Below are 17,158 nucleotides of genomic sequence, written 5' to 3' on the forward strand. Positions count from 1 at the left end.
CGCTACGGATTGTCGGAATGACGCTGCGCGGCCGGCTTTCTGCCGTTCGGCCGCCGCTTCGGATTGCGCAGCTTCATATCGAGCGGCCGGAGGACGACGGCCCACCAGGGCAGCCTGACGAAGACGTCCCGCCATAAGCCCTGCTTCTTTGGGCCGGGCGCCATCGGCGACATATAAGGGACGCCGAACGAACGGAGCGAGGTCATGTGGATCAGCATGAACAGCACGGAGATGAAGATGCCGAAGAAGCCGAGCATCCCCGCCATCAGCATGAACGCGAAGCGCAATATGCGGGACGTTGCCGCCATATTCGATTCCGGCATGACGAAGTTCGAGATGGCCGTGAACGACACGACGATGACCATGCCCGCCGACACGATGCCCGCCTGCACGGCGGACTGCCCGAGGACGAGGGCGCCGACGATCGAAATCGCGGGTCCGATCGCCCGCGGCATGCGAAGCCCCGCCTCGCGCAGCACCTCGAACGTCAATTCCATCAGAAGCGCCTCGATCAGCCCGGGGAAAGGGATGCCCTCCCGCTGGGCGGCGAGACTGATGAGCAGCGTCGTCGGCAGCATTTCCTGATGGTACGTCGTGACCGCGATGTAAAGCGCCGGCAGCAGCATCGAGACGATAAAGGCCGCATACCTGATGATCCGCACGAACGAAGCGATGTCGTACCGCTGATAGAAATCCTCCGGCGATTGAAAGAAGGTGAAGAAGTTCGTCGGCGCCATTAGCGCGATCGGCGTTCCGTCCACCAGGACGGCCACCCGCCCTTCCAGCAGCGCGGCGGCAACCGTATCCGGGCGCTCCGTGTTCAGGAGGGTCGGAAACAGCGTGAACGTCTCGTCCTGAATAAATTCCTCGATATAGCCGCTTTCGAGCACGCCGTCGATATCGATGTCCGCCAGCCTGCGGTATACCTCCTTCAATATCCCTTCGTCGACGACGCCGTGCAGGTACAGCACGGCTACGTTCGAATTCGTCTGCCTGCCGATCTTATGCATTTGGACGTGGAGATTGGGGGACCGGATAATGCGGCGCACCAGGCTGATATTGGTCCTTATGTTTTCGACGAAGCCGTATTGCGGCCCCCGGATAACCGTCTGCGTCTGCGGATTCGTAACGGCCCGCTGGTCCCCGCCGTTCGCGTCCGCCGTCAAGGCCGCGGCGCTGCCGTCCGCCAGGATGAGGCATAAGCCGTCCGCCATGCCCTGCAGCGCCTCGTCGAGCGTCCGGACCTCCCGCACCGATCCGACGGAAACGACGCAGCCGCGCAGCGCGTCGATCATCTTCTCGCCCTTCCGCGGCGCATGCTCCGGCAGAGCCATGCCCATCAGCGGCTCCATGATGCTTTCGTTAATCGTAGAGGCGTTTACGAGCCCGTCCACGTAGACGACGGCCAGTTCGCGATCCGGTGCCGCGTCGCTGCGGAACAGCCGCACAACCAGGTCGGAGCTGCCTCCGAATCGGCTGCGGACCGCCTTCACGTTGGCGTGCAGCGACGGGCTGAGCGGCGTCAGCGCGTTTTGGGTTTGCTTGTTCATAGGGAGCACCTTCGTTTCCATGTTGCATCTATTTTGGCGCATTCTGGCTTTGAATATGTGCCCGGCTTTCCGGCGGTCCGCCTGCCGGAAGCGCCCCCTTGCGGCGCTTCATGCGCCTTAAAGAATGAACTTCAGCACGAGCAGAACCGTCCCCAGCACGAGATGCGTCCAGCCGATGAAGCGCGATATTTTGTGATCCTTGTTTTTCCCGGCCAGCTTATAGCCTCTCGCATCGATCAGCAGGATAAGCGCCCCGCAAATCAGAAACAAAAAAATAACGTAGCTGAACGAGCCCATCGTATATCCGTTGCCGATCATTCCCAATCGCCTCCCCGGCTCTTATGCCAACCGGCGGCTATTTCGCTTTCATTCCGATCCGGCGGACGTTTACCGTTACTGAAATGTCGAACGTCGCATCCTTGTATATCCGCTGCCAGTTTTCCTTCGTTTTGATTTTTTTGCTCCAGTAGCCCGGCTTCTTCGCCCGGACATGCTCCCCGAAGCCGAATATGTCGGAGCCCTTATCCTGCGTTTTGGCGATGATGTTCTCGTAAAACACAACGGAGGCCTTCTCCTGCTGTTTCTCGATTTTCTCGATGATTTGCGGATTGTCGATGTACATCGCCTCGTTGATTTTCTCCTCGATGTTCACTTCCAGGTCCACTTTAACCTTAAAATGCGGAAGATCGTTTTTGATCTGAAGATCGATGTTCGAGCGCCGCTGCGTGACATAGGTGATCACCGTTTCCTTGGCGCCATCCAAATTGATGAACGCGCGGTAGCCGGCCGGATTGACTCCTCTGAGCCCCAAATACCCGGCAATTTCGAGCGGCTTCGTCGAACCGACCATTTGATTGCCCTTGAAATAGGCAAGGCCCATAATTTCGATGTTCTGGTCCTTCTTTCTCTCCACGTAAGGCAGGAAGCCCTCCTGCCCCTTCTTGGACAAATTGCTCCAGAATATGCCGATATAATCCTTCGGAAATTTCCCCATTCGGATCCCTTCGTCGAGGGTCGACATCAAATAGAGCGTCGGAATCCGCTCCAGCTTGGGAGCGGCCTTCAAAAGGCTTAGCGCGCGTCCCTTCGAGATCATCATCCAGGCCATCCGCCGCACCTCCGAATTGCGGCGGAAATAATCGTTGACGTTCTCCAGCCCTTTGCGCGCGACCGCTTCGGACACGACGATGACGCGCAGATGCCCGAAGAACAGCCGGCTGGACACCTGCTGCTGCAGGTTCATGAAGGCGTCGTCGATGGAATGGCCGACGACGTCGATGACCCAGACGGTTTTGCTCGAATCGCCTTGGCTGCCGCCGCTTTCGCCCGGTCCGAGCGGGATGCGGCCCGGCAGCGCGATCTGCACGCCGACGCGCACCATCCCTTTTTTGGGCGGGGGAAGCGAGCCGCGGGTGTGGGTAACCTCCGACTCTTCCGCTTCCGATTCGTCCGAAGCCGTGTCGATGGATACCCCGAGCACGACGGCGCGCTCCTCGATTTCTAGCCGGTCCCAGCACCCCGTCAGCAGCGGGACGACGAGCAGAATGACAAGCGACAGCTTAACCGCTCTCATCCATTGCTTGGTCTTCATTGCGATTCCCTCTTTTCTTGCGAATGATCGCAATCAGTAACAGCAGCCCCGGATATCCGATCGTAATATACAACCCGATTCGGCCTACGTTCTCGATGATGTCGTACAGCTGCACGATATTTTGGGGCAGCATGGCCATGACGAAAACGAAGGGGAGGAGGAAAAAGGAAAACAGCTTATGATCGTCCAACCGGAACAGCTGGCTTATGGCGTATATCGTCAGAAAATAACTGGAAAGCAGCGTCGTGAACACCGCCGTTACCCACACGGCCAGAAAGGCCGCGTCCAAACGCTCCAGGATGTTCGCCGGCAGCGAGGTCGCCTTCGCGAGCTCAAGCGTCGGCCACAGCAGGTTCTTGATTTCCTCCGCGCCGAACACGCTGACCGCGGCCGTGACGATGATGACGTACAGCCCTCCGGCGATGATCATCCCCCAGACGCTCGCCTTCATCGCTCTTTGCGGGCTGCGCATCGAAGGGATGACCATGCTCAGAATGAATGCGCCCTGGAATAAAGCCGCGATCGTCATCGACCCCTTCGCGATCTCGTACACGCCGCTTGCCCATATCGGCTGCAGGTTGATGACTTCGGCATTTTTCAAGGACAGCGCGACGATCAGAATACCCGGCACGAGCAGCAGCGGAAAGTAGAAGGTATGGATATACGCGAACGTCGTAATCGTATTGCGCGTCGAGATCGCCGCCAATATGAGCATGACGATGACCGTCACCTCCACGGGCGTCGTCTTCAAGACCGAGGTGACGACGACCTCTCCGAACTCCCTCGCGGCAAGCGACGTCAGCACGGCGAAAAATCCGATGATCGCGGCGCTGCCGAGCCAGGCGGGCCATTTGCCGATAATTTCCTCGCTGTAGCGGATGATGGTCTTGTCGGAGAACCGTTTGCCGAGCCAGGTCACGAGCATTAGTCCGAGAGAGGCCACGAGCATGCCGAGTAACGTAACCAGCGGAGCGGCGGAGTCGGCCGCCCGCACGGCGAAGAGCGGCAGCGGCAGCACCCCGACTCCGATAATCGTGCTGACGAGAATGGCCGCGGTTTGGATGACGGTAATTTGGCGCGTTCTCTCCATGTGTCAGCCCCCCTCCTCCCGCTTCGCGTCCGCTGCCGGCTTCGGCGACGGATCGGATTGTCCGGTTTGTCCGGATTGATCGGACCTTTCGGATGATCCGGATTGCCCTTCGGATTGCTCTCCGGATAGTCCGGACTGCCTCACAACGTCGTGCGCGGCCCCGCCGCCCGTCTTCACCTTGTCGACGGGCCTCAGGAACGACGGCCTGTCCTTCATCCAGCTGAGCGGCCCGCGGACGATCAGGTCCTTCATCCCTTGGAAATCGCCCGGCACGAGCGGGCTTAAATAAGGCACGCCGAACGATTTCAACGACAACAGATGGTTCGCGATAAGGATCAACCCGATCATGACGCCGTATAAGCCAAAAATTCCCGCCATGAAAATGAGGGGAAACCGGAGCAGGCGCAAAGCAAGCGCCGCGTTGTAGGCCGGCGTCGCGAAGGAGCCGATCGTCGTCAGTGCGATGATGACGACCGTGATCGGGCTCGCGAAGCCCGCGGCCACGGCCGCCTGGCCGATGACGAGCACGCCGACGATGGAGAGCGCCCCGCCGACCTGCTGGGGCAGGCGGATCGTCGCCTCCCGCAATACTTCCATCGACACTTCGATGATGAGCACTTCGACGACGGCCGGGAACGGAACGCCCGCGCGGCCGCCCGCGACGGCGACGGCGAACTCCGTCGGGATCAATTCCGGATTGAAGGAAATGATCGACACGTAAATCGACGGAAAGACGAGCGAGAACATGAGGGCGACGAGTCTCGCGAGCCGGATCGCGCTCATCATGAGGAACCGTTCCGTATAGTCCTCCACGGTCTGGTAGAACTGGCTGAACACCGTCGGCACGACCAGCGCGAGCGGCGAGCCGTCGACCAGGATCGCCACCCTGCCCTCGAGCAGGTTGGCGACGATTTTGTCCGGACGTTCGGTATACTGCACCTGGGGGAACGGGGACAGATGGTTGTCTTCGATGAACTGCTCGAGATAGCCCGAGTCCATTACGCCGTCGATGTCGATTTTGGACAGCCGCTTATTGACTTCCTCGACCAGCTTCGGATTCGTGATGCCCTCCATGTAGCAGACGGCCACCTTCGATTTGGTCCGCCGGCCGATCTCCGACGATTCGATGCGCAGATCGGCCGATTGCAGCCGGTAACGGATCAGCGCGATATTCGTGCCGATCGGCTCGATGAAGCCTTCCCGCGGCCCCCGGATGACCTGCTCGGTCGCGGGCTGGTCGATGCTCCGCTTCTCGATGCTGCGCGTTTCGACGACGATCGCTTCCCGGATGCCGTCCACCGCGATGACGGTACTCCCCCGCAATACGTTTTCGACCAGCGCGGCAAGCTTGTTCTCCAGCTTGGATCCGGTATAATACAACGCATCGTTCATGATGACGTCCTTCAGCCGGTCAAGCCCGATGTCGTCCGCGTCGATATGCGGAGGCGGATACATGAGCGGCTTCAACAAATCCGAATGGATCGACGTTTGGTTCACCATGTTGCAGAAGTAGAACATGGCGGCCGGATATTTGCCGAACATATGGAACCTGCGGATGACGGCATCCGCGTTCGCCCCGATCATATCCTCGACGAAAGCGATCGTCTTCTCGAGGTCCCCGTCCAATGGAACGTCGTCGTACTCGGCTAATGCCCGACTCGGAACGGCGATCGTCTGTTTTGTGCCCGATTTTTTTAACCCTTTTCCAAATGGCATGGCTTTCCCGCCCCGATCTTGTCATTTCGCTTTCTTCCTTTAGGGAAGATGAAGGCGTACACGCAGTAGCTTTTGCTTGTTGAAGCAATATTATCCATCGCTGCGTCTCCACGGACGGCTTCCATCAAATTTTGACAGTAACATCCATAAAAAACCTATAGAATAAGAACAAGCGTTCTGTATATAATAAGAACAAACGTTCTTATCTCGGAGGGATGCATGATGGAGGTTGAACGACGGCGCGGCGCGGCGGCCCCGAGGAGGGTCGTCCTACTCGCGGACTGTCAATCGTTTTACGCGTCGGTGGAGAAAGCGGAGCGTCCCGAATACAAGGATAAGCCGGTCGTCGTGGCCGGCGACCCCGAACGCAGGTCCGGCATCATTCTCGCCGCGTGCCCCATCGCCAAGCAGTTCGGCGTCACGACGGCGGAGCGGCTCGGCGATTCGCTCGCCAAATGTCCGGATCTCGTCATCATCAAGCCGCGCATGCAGCTGTACATCGACGTTTCGATGACGATTACCCGCATCTACCAGTCGTTCACCGACCTGGTCGAACCCTATTCGATCGACGAGCAGTTTCTCGACGTGACGGGCTCGCTCCATCTGTACGGCACCCCGGAGGCGCTCGCGCGGATGATTCAGGCGCGGATTCAAGAGGAGCTCGGCGTGTACACCCGCTTCGGGATCGCCGAGAACAAAATATTGGCGAAGACGGCCTGCGACAATTACGCGAAGAAGAACGATTCCGGCATCTACGTCCTGCCCAAGGAGCATCTCCGGGAGACGCTCTGGACGCTGCCGATCGGCAAGATGTTCATGGTCGGCAGCCGCATGACGCGCCATTTCAATGCCATGGGCATCGACACGATCGGCAAGCTCGCCGAGACGCCGCTCGAGAAGCTGAAGCAGCTGATGCGCCGCAAGTTCGGCAAAAACTCGGATATCAATGCCGAACTGTATTGGCGTATCGCGAACGGCATCGACGACAGCCCGGTCAGGCCCGGCACGCACGAGGTCGCGCCGCAGTCGGTCGGCCATATGATGACGCTGCCGCGCGATTACGCCCGGCTCGAGGAGATTAAGGTCGTGCTGCTGGAGCTGACGGAGCTTGTCTGCCAGCGCTGCCGCGGCAAAGGGTTCATGGGGCATGTCGTGTCGGTCGGCTGCATGGGAGCCGATTACGACCGCCCGAGCGGCTTCAGCCGCCAGATGAAGATGGCGGACCCGACCAACGTCACCAATCAGGTGTACCGCGCGGCGGTCGAGCTTCTGGTGCGGCATTGGGACGGCATGCCGGTACGGAAGGTCGGCGTCAGCCTCTCGCAGCTGTCGGCCGACGACGAGTACCAGCTCTCGCTGTTCGATCGGGACCGCGAGAAGACGATGGCGCTGGAGCGGGCGACGGACGCGATCAAACGGAAGTACGGGGATGCGACTATTTTAAGAGCGGTCTCGATTACGCCTGCCGGGCAGGCTCAGCACCGCGCAAGAAAGATCGGAGGACATTACAAATGAGAAAGAAGCTGGAAGGAAACGGGCTTTGGGAATCGAGCCGCATGATGCTCCCCGAGCACAAGGTTGCGATCAACGACCACGAAGCGGCTTTGCGGCAGCGGCGGCGCGTGGAGCTTGACGAGCAGGAGTGGGAGCATGTCGCCCGCTCCGTGGCCGAATCGCTGCGGCAGCGGCGGCAAATCGCGCTGCGGATGTTCCATCCGGTCGAAGAGCTGACCGTCATCGGCATCATCGACCGCATCGATCCGCTGAAGGGGCGCTTCATGGTGGACGGCGAATGGTTTCTTATCCGGGACATCGAGGGAGCGGCGCCGGAAGAATAGGGGCGGCAAGAGGGCCTCAATCGCGCCGCTGCGCGGCAAGCACCGCCAGCTCGATCTTGTTCAGCATGAGCCCGTATTCGTTCGTGATTTCAAACTGGCGCGGAAGCGGCAGCTTCCGGAAGTAGGGCGCCACGCCCTCCGCCGACCGGAACCAATCGCCCGGCTCCGGCGCCGGGAAGGGCCGGTCGCTCCATGCGGCCCCGAGCTCCGGGCTGTAGAGCGGCTCCGCGCCGGGCTTCAGGCGGCCGCCAAGAAGCCGTTCCGCGTAAGGGCGCCCGGGCGGCAGGCGGCGCACCCGCGCGAACAAGTCCGGCGCGTAATCCGCCCGCGAGCCCGTATGCGGGGCGGCGGCGGCGAACCGGCAGACGCCTTCGCGGACGCGCGGAATGCCGAACAGCACCGCATACAGCCGCTTCCCGAACTCGATCCGCTCCTCCAGCCGCTCGAACCGCTCCATAATAAGCCCGGCCAGGCGCAGCGGGCTCCCTCCGGCGCCTTGGCCCCGCCCCGCTCCGTACGGCATGATTACGCCGTTCAACTGAAGCAGCGATTGCAGCCCGAAGAACAACGTATGAAGCACCTTATCGCGAAAGTACGAATGCTGCACGACGCGCTCCTCGATATAATGCTGCTCGTTGACGATGAGCGCGACCGTGAGCGGCACCGGATCGCGGTCCCGCCAGAACAGCCGCCAGACCGGCTGCATGAACGCCGAGACGCCGAGCGCCGGCAGCAGGTGGAATAAGCTCCGCCCTAGCCGCTTGCTCCGTTCGTAGAGAAGAAGCTGCGGATACGCGTCCTGGAATATATAGGCGTTGGCCCGCTCCAGGAAGAGGAATACGTCCTCGCGCTGGTCGCTGCGGAGCAGCCGCGGCAGCCATTCCCCCTGCAGGTCCGTCATGTTCCACCCGCCGTTGCGCGATACCGTATGCGCAAGCAGCGCCCAGTGAAGCTCGGGGGTGCGGAAGTATACCTGCCGATACGCCTCGGTACGCGTCACGTTATTCCGGTTCGCCGCGGCGGTCTCCTCGCGCAGACGCCCGGCGAGTACGAGCTCCTCCCCGCTTAAAGGGACGGAGGCGCTGCCGCCGAGCTTCGTCCAAGCCGCGGCGAGCTTCGCGGCCGAAGCCTGGGAAAGCCGCAGCGGTACGGCCTCCTCCGCCATCTCGTGCGATGCGCTCATGGCGTTCCACTTGCCGACCGCATAGTCGAATGCCGCCCCGGGCAGCGCGAACAGCTGCGCCAGCCAATCGCCGAGCGAGCGGCGGGCCGCGCGCGCACCATTCTTGTCGTCCATCGTCAACGCTCCTTATCATCGTCCCGCGCGGCGAAGGCACGGCCGCTCGGGACGTTCTCGTTACCAGTATCCGCCGCGAGCCGCCCGGCCATACCGTAGTAGCAGCATATGCGCCCGTCGGCCAGGCGTTGTATAATAGAGACTAGCGGCAAGACAGGAGGCGAGAGAGACTTATGTGCGGAAGATATACGATTACCGTCACGCTCGAGGAGCTGATGGTCCGATATATGATCGGGGAGACGATGATCCCGTTCCACCGGCCGAAATACAACGTGGCGCCGAGCCAGCAGGTGCTCGCCGTCGTGAACGACGGGCAGAGCAACCGGCTGGGCGAGCTGAAGTGGGGACTTGTACCGCCGTGGGCCGAGGACCCGAAGATCGGCTTTCAAATGATCAACGCGCGCTCGGAGACGGCGGCGGACAAGCCGGCCTACGGAGCGCCGCTGCGCCGCAAGCGCTGCCTCATCCCGGCGGACGGCTTCTATGAGTGGAAGACGACGGCCCGCGGCAAGCAGCCGATGCGCATCGTGCTGAAGAGCCGTTCCTTGTTCAGCATGGCGGGGCTGTTCGAGACGTGGATCGCCCCGGACGGCGCCAAAATCAACAGCTGCACCATTCTGACGACGACGCCGAACGCTCTCGTCGCGCCGATCCATGACCGCATGCCGGTCATCTTAAAGCCCGAGGACGAGCCGCTGTGGCTGGATCGCAAGGTGACGGACATCGGCGTCCTGCAGCCGCTGCTGCGGCCTTACGACGCCAGCGAGCTCGAAGCCTATCCCGTGTCTCCCGCCGTCGGCAGCGTCAAGAACGACGACGCCTCGCTCGTCGAGCCTTATGCGGCGGACGAGCAGCTGGAGCTTTGGTAGGCCGGACTCTGCCGCCGCGGGCAAAAAAAAATCGCCGACCGAAAGCGGTCAGCGAAACATTCCCCACAGCTTCAACAGATGAAACGTGTTGTTCGGATCGATTTTTTGCGCGAGCACGAAGTTGACGATCTGCTCCTCCTGCGTGTCCGTAAGCTGCTCCTGCAGGACGACGGCGGCCGATTTCACGAGCCTTCTCACCTTCGGCCGGTCCTGCAGATCATATTTCGTCACATTTCCGAGCAAGTCGCGAATCCGGTCCTTCACTGCGGGATTTTTCATTTTAAATTTGACGCGTTCGACCAGCTGCGGCCGAATGCCGTACTTTTGGTAGCTCACTACCCCGACACCTCCATCCGGCAATCGAATCCAAGTCAATCGTTAAAGCATATGCCGGATGGTGGCGAATATTGCCTAGTCGAGCTGTTCCCCTTGAAAATAAGAATCCTTCTGCAGCACGCCGCGGACTCTCGCATAGGAGGCGTCGCTCCAGAAATCCTCCCTCTCCGTCAGCTCGGCGGCATCCTCGCGCGCGGTTTCCAGCAGCTCGTAATCCGCGACCATGTCCGCCAGCCGGAATTCCGGCAGCCCGCTCTGCTTCGTCCCGAAGAAATCGCCCGGGCCTCGAATTTCGAGGTCTCGTCTGGATACCTCAAAGCCGTCATCCGTTTCCGTCATGACCTTCATCCGCTCTCGCCCGGTCTCCGACTTCGGATCGGCCACCAGAATGCAGTGCGATTGATGCTCTCCCCGGCCTACCCGGCCGCGCAGCTGATGAAGCTGCGACAAGCCAAACCGCTCAGCATCCATAATAATGATAAGCGTCGCGTTCGGTACGTCGACGCCAACCTCGACGACGGTCGTCGCGACCAGCACCTGGGTCTCATTCGAGCCGAAGGCGCCCATGGCGCCGTCCTTCTCCGCAGCCGTCATCCGCCCGTGCAGCAGTCCGATCCGAAGATCGGGGAACGACTGCTGGGTCTGCACGTACAGGTCGATGGCATTCTGGACGTCCAGCTTCTCCGATTCTTCGATCAAGGGGCAGATGATGTACGCCTGGCGTCCTTTGGTTACCTCCTTGCGGATAAACGCGAGCACGCGCTCCATCATCCCGTGCTTCACCCAGTACGTCTTGATCGGCTTGCGCCCGTGCGGACGCTCGCGGATCGTCGAGACGTCCATGTCGCCGAACGCCGTAATCGCCATCGTCCGCGGAATCGGCGTCGCCGTCATCGTAAGCACGTCGGGGTTCATCCCTTTGCGGCGGAGGATGCTTCTCTGGTTCACGCCGAAGCGGTGCTGCTCGTCGACGACGACGAGCCCCAGGCTGCGGAAGAATACGTCCTCCTGGATAAGCGCGTGCGTGCCGACCGCGATGTCGATAATGCCCATTTGAAGGCCGGCTAGCGCGTCGCGCCGCTTCCGCTCGGTCAAGCTTCCCGTAAGCAAAGCGACTTCAACGCCCATATCCGCGAACAGGCGCTGAAGCGACCGCATATGCTGCTCGGCCAAAATTTCGGTCGGCACCATGAGCGCCCCCTGATGTCCGGCCTTCACCGCCCCGTAGAGCGCAATGGCCGCGACGACCGTCTTGCCGGAGCCGACATCGCCCTGCAGCAGCCGGTTCATGCAGGATGGCCTGCGCATATCCGTCAAAATCTCATTGACGACCTTCTTCTGCCCGTCCGTCAGCTCGAACGGCAGCGTCGCCGCGAACTCCCGGATCGTCTCGCTTTCGATCCGGTGCGCGATGCCGTCCGTCCGCTTGCGGTTAAGCGCGCGGTAGGCCTGAAGCTTCAATTGAAACAGAAACAGCTCTTCGTACACGAGCCTCCTGCGGGCGGCTTGTCCTTCCGACGCGTCGTCAGGCAGATGGATTCGCTGCACCGCGTCTCGTCTTGCCATCAGATCGTGCCGCTCCACGAGCTCGTGAGGAAGAAGCTCCTCGATCATCGTCCCGTACTGCGCGAGCGCTTGGCGAATCGTTTTCCGGATCCAGGCCTGCGTCATGCTTCCGCTTACGGAATAGACCGGCTGCAGCGTACCCGATTTGGCGGATCGGGCGCTGTCCGGGAACTCGGATTCGGACACCGTCATTTGCAGCCGTCGCTGCTCCCACTTGCCGGTAAGCATCACTTCCCGGTTGACCGTAAGCTGGTCCTGCAGAAAGTGACGGTTGAACCACACGGCCGTAACCAGCCACTGCCCTACCTCCACCTTGCAGGTCAGCCTTGACTTGCTGCGGCCGTAGCGCTGCAGCACCGGCACGCCGCGGACGATGCCGAGCACCGTTACCTTCTCGCCGTCCTTCGCGTCCGCCAGCTCGCGGATGCGGTAATCCTCGTACCGGAACGGAAAATAATCGAGCAAATCGGCGACGCTGCGCACGCCAAAGGCGTGAAGCTCTTGTTCCTTCGGAGCGCTCACGCCTTTGATTTGCCGAACGGAAATTTGATCCAGCTGCATCATGCGATCACAACCTGTGCATGAACACGGCCGACGTGCCGGGCCCCGTATGCGTGCCGATCGTCGATCCGATTCTCGCCTTGTCCATGCTTTGCACGTTGAAGCGGCTTTTGATCAACTCGCCGAGCTCCTCGGCCGTCTCCTTATGGTACGACCACGCCATCGTGGCATGCACGGGCTCGTCTCCGAAGCTTTGCGCCAGCAAATCCACGATTCGCTGCATCGCCTTCTTGGAGCCGCGCACCTTATCCACCGCCTGTACGACGCCTTCCGGATCGAGCGACAGAATCGGCTTAATGTTTAAGATGGAGCCGATAAAAGCCGACGCCTTGCCGATCCGGCCGCCCTTCTGCAAGTAATCCAGCGACTCGACGAGAAAGTACAGCTCCGTGTTCTTCTCCAGCCGTTCGACTTCCTCGATGATCCGCTCGACCGCTTCGCCCGCCTGCGCCATCTCGGCCGCCCTGACGACGCGGCGTCCGTACCCGTACGAAGCCGACTTGGAATCGATGACCGTAATGTCCGCTTTCTCCTCGATCATCGATTGGGCGATAACCGCGGATTGATACGTGCCGCTGAGCGCCGCAGACAAATGAATCGACAAGATCGGTGCGTTGGCGTCTTCGGCCAGCAGCCGCTGATAAACGTCCGAGAAATCCATCGGCGAAGGCTGCGACGTGGTCGGAAGCGACGGCGACTGGGCAAGCTTCTCGTAGAACTGCTCGATCTCGATTGTCACCGTATCCAAATATGTTTCTTCCCCAAAGATCACCTTGCACGGCACGACCGAAATGCCCAGCCGCTCTCGAACCTCCGCCGGAATGTCAGCCGCGCTGTCTGTTACGATTCGGACCTTCCCCGCCATACAATCCCCTCCAACCTGGTTACGATCATTTTATTCCAACGCGAATATATACGGATACAGCGGCTGTCCGCCCTTCTGCACCTCAAGCTCAAGCTCCGGGTATTGCTCCGCGACCCACTCGCAAATTTCGGCCGTTTCGGCCGAATCCGCGCCTTCTCCGGTCAGGACGGTCAGCAGATCGCCGCCTTCCTCCAGCATGCTGCCGATCAGCCCTTTGCAAGCCCCGGTAAGGCTCGGCTCCGATACGACGATCGTCTTCTCCTTAATGCCGATAAAATCGCCCTCGCGGATCGTGACGCCTTCAATGGACGTATCCCTGACCGCTTTCGTCACTTGTCCGGAGACGACCTGCTCGGCCGCGCTCTTCATCCACGCCGCATTGCGCTCGGCCGACTCCTCCTCCTTGAAGGCCAGAACCGCCGCCAGTCCTTGCGGCACGGTCCGCGTCGGGATGACCGTGACGCTCCGCTCGCTAAGCTCGGCGGCCTGTTCCGCCGCCAAAATAATGTTTCCGTTATTCGGGAGGATATAAATATGCTCCGCGGAAAGCGACTCGATCGCCTTGACGAAGTCTTCCGTGCTCGGATTCATCGTCTGCCCGCCCGATAGGACGGTATCGACGTCGTTCCCGAGAAAAATGTCCGCAATGCCCTCGCCCATCGCAACGGCGATTATGCCGAACGGCGCGCGTTCGAATACTTGTCCGGGAGGCGTCGCCGGAACGGAGCCGGCCAGCAGCTCCGCCGCGGAGTAGTCGGCCGGGCCGCCGGCTTCCGCCTCGTGCCCCAGCAGCTCGCGATGCTGCTCGCGCATGTTCAGAATGCGTATGTCGTTCAGCTCGCCGTACGGGAGCGACAAATTAAGCACGTCCCCCGGCTTGCGCGAATGTACATGAACCTTGATGACATCCTCCTCGGCGATGACCAGAATCGAATCGCCGTCTTTCTCAAGCGCCTTCTTGTAAGCGGATTCATTAAAAAACACCGGCTTTGCGCCTCCGAGCTTACGATTGATAAAAAATTCCATATCGTATAAAAATTCGATCGCTTCCGTCGATAAGCGCGATTGCGCGGAAACCGTCTCCTGCGGCCGGCCCGCCGCCGGCACGGCCACTTCCTCGGGCGGCGCAGCTTCGGAAGACAAGGCATGCGAGGCCGAATAGCCGTCGCTCTCGCTGCCGGACAAGCTGTTCGCGAAGCCCTCGTATATGAATACGAGACCTTGTCCGCCGGAATCGACGACGCCGACCTGCTTCAGCACGGGCAATAAATCCGGCGTGCGCTGAAGCGCTTCCTCCGCCTTCCGGTGGACCTCCCGCATCAATTCGGCTACGTCGTTCTTGCGGCGCGCATACTGCACGGCATGCTTGGCCGCTTCCTTCGCAACGGTAAGGATCGTTCCTTCCACCGGCTTAACGACTGCTTTGTAGGCAAGGTCGACGCCGTGCTGCAGCGCCGCCGCGACTTGGGCCGCACCCGCTTCCTCGAGGCCGGCCAGCGATTTGGAGAAGCCGCGGAACAGCTGCGACAAAATTACGCCGGAATTGCCCCTCGCCCCCATCAGCAGTCCTTTGGATAATGCTTCTGCCGCCTTGCCGAGATGGGCGGATGGCTTGCTGCGAAGCTCGCGGACGCCGGAGGACATCGTTAAATTCATGTTGGTTCCCGTGTCGCCGTCCGGCACCGGAAATACGTTCAAAGCGTTGACGCGCTCCGCGTTGCGCTGCAAATAATCCGCGCCCAGCAGTGCCATTGCGGCAAAATCAGATCCGTTTATAAAGCGCTTGCTCAACGAAAATTCCCTCCCTGCTACTTGGATACCCTGACGTCTTGCACGAATATATGGACTTCTTCCACTTGTAGACCGATTACGTCATTCAGCACATATTTCACCTTCGATTGAATGTTATGCGCCACTTCGGAAATTTTGGTTCCATAGCTTACGATGATGTACAGGTCGATATGCAGTTTCTCGTTATCCCGCCTGACTTCTACGCCGCGGGTGAAATTGTCACGGCCGAGCAGCTCGGCGATTCCGTCCTTCAGCTGTTTTCGGGAAGCCATTCCGACGAGTCCATAACAATCCATGGCTGCAGAGCCGGCAAGAACGGCTATGCAATGGTCTGTGATATGAATGGAACCTAGTTCGGTGCTTAGCTGCAGAGGCATGGAAAAACACTCCCTTACTGTATATTATGGACTATGTACCATTGTACTATAAACGTCACCTTTATAGAAGTCCGTTCGCAAAATCCAGTTATTCCGCGAAAAATCGCGAATTTCGCCTACTAAGAAACTTGAATGCCCGTATATTTAGGTTGAACAGTATCGATGTTTGTGATACGATATTCAAGTGTGTTTATTTGCTATTTCGCTAATGAATGAAGTTTTCCTCACGCATAATGAAGCCGATGCATATGGAAACCGAAGCTGCTTCAGCAATACTTAAAGGAGGTGTAGTCATGTCCCGCAAATGTTTTCTTACAGGCAAAGCGCCTGGCAAAGGTAACAACGTATCCCACGCTAACAACAAAACTCGTCGTGCATGGGGCGTAAACGTGCAGAAGGTCCGCATCCTGGTTGACGGTAAGCCGAAACGGGTTTATGTCAGCGCGCGCGCACTGAAATCCGGTAAAGTTACCCGCGTATAATGATGGCTTCAGCCATAGACAAAAGCACCTGAGCGCTCAGGTGCTTTTTTTCATCGTTCACGACCCGCTGCCGCAGGGAGGCTTCCGGCAGCGGGTCTAATTTTTTTGAAAGGTGTTCAAGATCGCTTTAACGAACCCGCCCAAAAACTTCGGGAGCTTTATCGTGTAAAATTTCATGCCTCATCCCTCCTCAGACACGCTCATCGAATTGAACCGTGGCAAGAACCTTCGCTTATGTAACCATCCTATGCGTTGCCGGTTCGTCCTATTCCATCGCGAGCGCGCCGCGAGGCGCCTATTATCCCGCCGCCGGGAGCGGATTATCCCTTATGAACGCAACCATCGCGAAGATGACCGCGACTAGAAAATAGAAGAAGATGCCAAGCACGAAAAACGTAATTCGAAGGCCGAGCGTCTCGAATCTGCGAAAAAACCGAATCCCTATGTATATGGCGAGCAGAGAGAAAATATACTTATAAATTTCGGTAAGCACCGAAAAGACGGCAAGCAGCGTCCCCGCCAGAAACGTATAGCCGAGCACCCAGAGCGTCGTTTTTACCTTCTCGTTCATCCGATTCTCCCCTACCGCAGCGCGGCGATCGCCGCGGCCCGGTCCTTCTCGGCGAATACGGCGTTGCCCGCCACGAGCACATCGGCGCCGGCTTCGCGGATCGATCCGGCGGTAGCCGGGTTGACGCCGCCGTCCACCTGCACATGCACGCCGGTCAGTCCCCGGGCGGCGAGCATGCCGCGCAGCTGGCGCAGCTTATCCAGCGAGTACGGAATAAACTTCTGGCCGCCGAAGCCCGGATTGACCGTCATAATGAGGACGAGGTCCAGATCGTGCAAGATCGGCTCGAGCGCCGAGACAGGCGTCGCCGGATTGATCGCTACCCCGGCAGGAAGCCCTTTTTCCTTGATGTAATGCACGGTTCGGTGCAAATGCACGCAAGCCTCGGCGTGAACCGTGATCCGGTCGGCTCCGGCCGCGATGTAATCGTCCAGCGACACCTCAGGCCGCTCGATCATCAAATGAACGTCGAAAGGCAGCCGGGTCGCCGGCCGCACGGCGGCGATGACCGGCGGTCCGAACGTCAGGTTCGGCACGAAGCGGCCATCCATGACGTCAATATGGATCCAATCCGCTCCGGCCGCGTCCACCGCCTTAATCTCTTCCCCCAGCCGGGCAAAATCCGCCGATAATATGGAAGGCGCGATAATCGTCATAA

The 17,158-nt window shown here is 59.8% G+C and carries 18 protein-coding genes; 4 read left to right on the plus strand and 14 right to left on the minus strand.

Going from position 1 to position 17,158, the window contains the following annotated elements; translation table 11 throughout:
* Window positions 1–2: 2 nt before the first annotated feature.
* The 5 genes from IDH41_RS22835 to IDH41_RS22855 all read right to left on the minus strand — a co-directional run bounded on the left by IDH41_RS22835 (window position 3) and on the right by IDH41_RS22855 (window position 5,947).
* A complete protein-coding gene (locus tag IDH41_RS22835) occupies window positions 3–1,550 on the minus strand; it encodes a spore germination protein (RefSeq protein ID WP_190865221.1) in 1,548 nt (515 codons plus the stop codon).
* Window positions 1,551–1,667: 117 nt separating this feature from the next.
* Window positions 1,668–1,868: a CLC_0170 family protein gene (locus tag IDH41_RS22840; protein WP_190865222.1), complete on the minus strand. Its 201-nt coding sequence runs from the start codon at window positions 1,866–1,868 to the stop codon at window positions 1,668–1,670.
* A 37-nt stretch (window positions 1,869–1,905) separates the two neighbouring features.
* A complete protein-coding gene (locus IDH41_RS22845) occupies window positions 1,906–3,141 on the minus strand; it encodes a Ger(x)C family spore germination protein (protein WP_190865223.1) in 1,236 nt (411 codons plus the stop codon).
* The gene (locus IDH41_RS22850; RefSeq protein WP_190865224.1) at window positions 3,110–4,231 is read right to left on the minus strand and encodes a GerAB/ArcD/ProY family transporter; all 1,122 of its coding nucleotides are present in this window, start codon (window positions 4,229–4,231) and stop codon (window positions 3,110–3,112) included. The genes IDH41_RS22845 and IDH41_RS22850 overlap by 32 nt, the downstream gene beginning before the upstream one ends.
* 3 nt (window positions 4,232–4,234) lie before the next feature.
* Window positions 4,235–5,947 carry a spore germination protein gene (locus IDH41_RS22855; protein ID WP_190865225.1) on the minus strand — a complete coding sequence of 571 codons (1,713 nt, stop codon included), beginning with the start codon at window positions 5,945–5,947 and terminating at the stop codon, window positions 4,235–4,237.
* Between the two features lie 222 nt (window positions 5,948–6,169).
* On the opposite strand from IDH41_RS22855, the gene IDH41_RS22860 reads away from it, so the two are divergent.
* Together IDH41_RS22860 and IDH41_RS22865 are read left to right on the plus strand one after the other, a co-directional pair.
* Window positions 6,170–7,462 (plus strand): DNA polymerase IV, encoded by a 1,293-nt coding sequence (locus tag IDH41_RS22860; RefSeq protein WP_190865227.1) that lies wholly within the window; start codon window positions 6,170–6,172, stop codon window positions 7,460–7,462.
* Complete coding sequence (locus IDH41_RS22865) at window positions 7,459–7,785, plus strand: YolD-like family protein (protein ID WP_190865229.1); 327 nt, start codon at window positions 7,459–7,461, stop codon at window positions 7,783–7,785. Before IDH41_RS22860 ends, IDH41_RS22865 begins: the two co-directional genes overlap by 4 nt.
* A gap of 16 nt (window positions 7,786–7,801) precedes the next feature.
* On the opposite strand, the gene IDH41_RS22870 is transcribed toward IDH41_RS22865, so the two are convergent.
* Entirely contained in the window at window positions 7,802–9,082 is a 1,281-nt protein-coding gene (locus IDH41_RS22870) for a DUF2515 domain-containing protein (protein WP_223829980.1), read from the minus strand.
* Window positions 9,083–9,255: 173 nt separating this feature from the next.
* Between IDH41_RS22870 and IDH41_RS22875 the strand changes: the two genes are divergently transcribed.
* Entirely contained in the window at window positions 9,256–9,951 is a 696-nt protein-coding gene (locus IDH41_RS22875) for an SOS response-associated peptidase (protein WP_190865231.1), read from the plus strand.
* Between the two features lie 48 nt (window positions 9,952–9,999).
* Here IDH41_RS22875 and IDH41_RS22880 read toward each other — a convergent pair whose 3' ends face one another.
* The 5 genes from IDH41_RS22880 to IDH41_RS22900 form a co-directional block, all read right to left on the minus strand.
* The gene (locus IDH41_RS22880) at window positions 10,000–10,287 is read right to left on the minus strand and encodes a stage VI sporulation protein F (protein WP_190865233.1); all 288 of its coding nucleotides are present in this window, start codon (window positions 10,285–10,287) and stop codon (window positions 10,000–10,002) included.
* A 75-nt stretch (window positions 10,288–10,362) separates the two neighbouring features.
* The gene (gene recG / locus IDH41_RS22885; protein WP_190865340.1) at window positions 10,363–12,414 is read right to left on the minus strand and encodes an ATP-dependent DNA helicase RecG; all 2,052 of its coding nucleotides are present in this window, start codon (window positions 12,412–12,414) and stop codon (window positions 10,363–10,365) included.
* 7 nt (window positions 12,415–12,421) lie between these two features.
* Complete coding sequence (locus IDH41_RS22890; RefSeq protein WP_190865235.1) at window positions 12,422–13,279, minus strand: DegV family protein; 858 nt, start codon at window positions 13,277–13,279, stop codon at window positions 12,422–12,424.
* A gap of 30 nt (window positions 13,280–13,309) precedes the next feature.
* Window positions 13,310–15,031 carry a DAK2 domain-containing protein gene (locus IDH41_RS22895; RefSeq protein ID WP_190865342.1) on the minus strand — a complete coding sequence of 574 codons (1,722 nt, stop codon included), beginning with the start codon at window positions 15,029–15,031 and terminating at the stop codon, window positions 13,310–13,312.
* 56 nt (window positions 15,032–15,087) lie between these two features.
* A complete protein-coding gene (locus IDH41_RS22900) occupies window positions 15,088–15,447 on the minus strand; it encodes an Asp23/Gls24 family envelope stress response protein (RefSeq protein ID WP_190865237.1) in 360 nt (119 codons plus the stop codon).
* A 293-nt stretch (window positions 15,448–15,740) separates the two neighbouring features.
* Between IDH41_RS22900 and rpmB the strand changes: the two genes are divergently transcribed.
* Complete coding sequence (gene rpmB, locus IDH41_RS22905; RefSeq protein WP_190865344.1) at window positions 15,741–15,929, plus strand: 50S ribosomal protein L28; 189 nt, start codon at window positions 15,741–15,743, stop codon at window positions 15,927–15,929.
* A gap of 96 nt (window positions 15,930–16,025) precedes the next feature.
* On the opposite strand, the gene spoVM is transcribed toward rpmB, so the two are convergent.
* From spoVM to rpe, 3 genes are all read right to left on the minus strand, one after another.
* Window positions 16,026–16,106: a stage V sporulation protein SpoVM gene (gene spoVM, locus IDH41_RS22910; protein ID WP_010345573.1), complete on the minus strand. Its 81-nt coding sequence runs from the start codon at window positions 16,104–16,106 to the stop codon at window positions 16,026–16,028.
* Between the two features lie 121 nt (window positions 16,107–16,227).
* A complete protein-coding gene (locus IDH41_RS22915; RefSeq protein ID WP_190865239.1) occupies window positions 16,228–16,500 on the minus strand; it encodes a hypothetical protein in 273 nt (90 codons plus the stop codon).
* Window positions 16,501–16,511: 11 nt separating this feature from the next.
* Window positions 16,512–17,156 carry a ribulose-phosphate 3-epimerase gene (gene rpe / locus IDH41_RS22920; RefSeq protein WP_190865241.1) on the minus strand — a complete coding sequence of 215 codons (645 nt, stop codon included), beginning with the start codon at window positions 17,154–17,156 and terminating at the stop codon, window positions 16,512–16,514.
* Between the last annotated feature and the right edge of the window lie 2 nt (window positions 17,157–17,158).

This window comes from Paenibacillus arenilitoris, from assembly GCF_014705655.1.
In the GTDB taxonomy this organism is placed as follows: domain Bacteria; phylum Bacillota; class Bacilli; order Paenibacillales; family Paenibacillaceae; genus Pristimantibacillus; species Pristimantibacillus arenilitoris.

What these genes read in the sequence shown, in the direction of transcription:
- IDH41_RS22835 (WP_190865221.1), bottom strand. Translation starts at nt 1,550, where the DNA reads ATGAACAAGCAAACCCAAAACGCGCTGACGCCGCTCAGCCCGTCGCTG.
- IDH41_RS22840 (WP_190865222.1), bottom strand. Translation starts at nt 1,868, where the DNA reads ATGATCGGCAACGGATATACGATGGGCTCGTTCAGCTACGTTATTTTT.
- IDH41_RS22845 (WP_190865223.1), bottom strand. Translation starts at nt 3,141, where the DNA reads ATGAAGACCAAGCAATGGATGAGAGCGGTTAAGCTGTCGCTTGTCATT.
- IDH41_RS22850 (WP_190865224.1), bottom strand. Translation starts at nt 4,231, where the DNA reads ATGGAGAGAACGCGCCAAATTACCGTCATCCAAACCGCGGCCATTCTC.
- IDH41_RS22855 (WP_190865225.1), bottom strand. Translation starts at nt 5,947, where the DNA reads ATGCCATTTGGAAAAGGGTTAAAAAAATCGGGCACAAAACAGACGATC.
- IDH41_RS22860 (WP_190865227.1), top strand. Translation starts at nt 6,170, where the DNA reads ATGGAGGTTGAACGACGGCGCGGCGCGGCGGCCCCGAGGAGGGTCGTC.
- IDH41_RS22865 (WP_190865229.1), top strand. Translation starts at nt 7,459, where the DNA reads ATGAGAAAGAAGCTGGAAGGAAACGGGCTTTGGGAATCGAGCCGCATG.
- IDH41_RS22870 (WP_223829980.1), bottom strand. Translation starts at nt 9,082, where the DNA reads ATGGACGACAAGAATGGTGCGCGCGCGGCCCGCCGCTCGCTCGGCGAT.
- IDH41_RS22875 (WP_190865231.1), top strand. Translation starts at nt 9,256, where the DNA reads ATGTGCGGAAGATATACGATTACCGTCACGCTCGAGGAGCTGATGGTC.
- recG (WP_190865340.1), bottom strand. Translation starts at nt 12,414, where the DNA reads ATGCAGCTGGATCAAATTTCCGTTCGGCAAATCAAAGGCGTGAGCGCT.
- IDH41_RS22890 (WP_190865235.1), bottom strand. Translation starts at nt 13,279, where the DNA reads ATGGCGGGGAAGGTCCGAATCGTAACAGACAGCGCGGCTGACATTCCG.
- IDH41_RS22895 (WP_190865342.1), bottom strand. Translation starts at nt 15,031, where the DNA reads ATGGCACTGCTGGGCGCGGATTATTTGCAGCGCAACGCGGAGCGCGTC.
- IDH41_RS22900 (WP_190865237.1), bottom strand. Translation starts at nt 15,447, where the DNA reads ATGCCTCTGCAGCTAAGCACCGAACTAGGTTCCATTCATATCACAGAC.
- rpmB (WP_190865344.1), top strand. Translation starts at nt 15,741, where the DNA reads ATGTCCCGCAAATGTTTTCTTACAGGCAAAGCGCCTGGCAAAGGTAAC.
- spoVM (WP_010345573.1), bottom strand. Translation starts at nt 16,106, where the DNA reads ATGAAATTTTACACGATAAAGCTCCCGAAGTTTTTGGGCGGGTTCGTT.
- IDH41_RS22915 (WP_190865239.1), bottom strand. Translation starts at nt 16,500, where the DNA reads ATGAACGAGAAGGTAAAAACGACGCTCTGGGTGCTCGGCTATACGTTT.
- rpe (WP_190865241.1), bottom strand. Translation starts at nt 17,156, where the DNA reads ATGACGATTATCGCGCCTTCCATATTATCGGCGGATTTTGCCCGGCTG.